The organism is Aliiglaciecola litoralis, from assembly GCF_039523355.1.
Classification (GTDB): domain Bacteria; phylum Pseudomonadota; class Gammaproteobacteria; order Enterobacterales; family Alteromonadaceae; genus Aliiglaciecola; species Aliiglaciecola litoralis.
Window position 1 is genome coordinate 1 of record NZ_BAAAFD010000050.1, and the last position, 655, is coordinate 655.

The following is a 655-nucleotide window of genomic DNA, read 5'->3' on the forward strand; positions in this document are numbered from 1 at the left end:
CAGAGAGCAATCGCGAAAGAATTGGAACATAACAAATGAATTATGTCGTTCGTAAACTCACTGGGACAAATACTCGCTGGCCTTCGGCCAAAGCGCTCATATTTGCCCCATATTCAAAGCGTTATATAACACAGGGAATCAAGTGCGCAACGAAGAACCATCTGAATCAATCACAATTATAAAATCGGATGCAAAGAAAGCTATCTGGGTGCTCTTGATCCTAAATGTTTTTGTGGCGCTTCTAGCTTTGGGTGGTGAACGAGAATTTGTTATCGTTGCAATTTTCGTTCAAGTGGCAATATTATTGCTGTGGTTGTTACCAGTGTTTCTATATCAAGTTCTAATTAGGAAACAGGATTTAGCGGTTTCGATATGGCGCGCTTTAGCATCATACAAAGACCTAATGGGGCAAGTTCAGTGGCCGTAGTGTTATATAACAAGTTGCCTAATATCGCCGCAAAAAGCGCGGCTGGGACAACTACTCACTGGGCTTCGCCCAACAACGTTCGCATTTGCCCATTGGCAAAGCGTTAGACGTAAAAGGAATTATTAAAAAATGACAACTATCAACTTTACAGACTTAGCGATATTTATGCTCATCTTAGCTCCGTGCATGGGTTTCATTTGCTACTTTCTAGGAAAGCGTAAAACTAGT

General features: G+C 41.4%; 1 protein-coding gene. It reads left to right on the top strand.

Features of this window, described 5'->3' with window-relative positions; genetic code table 11:
• Positions 1-142: 142 nt before the first annotated feature.
• Positions 143-427, top strand: a complete 285-nt coding sequence (locus ABD036_RS19125) for a hypothetical protein (protein WP_343862805.1) — start codon at positions 143-145, stop codon at positions 425-427.
• The last annotated feature ends 228 nt before the right edge of the window (positions 428-655 follow it).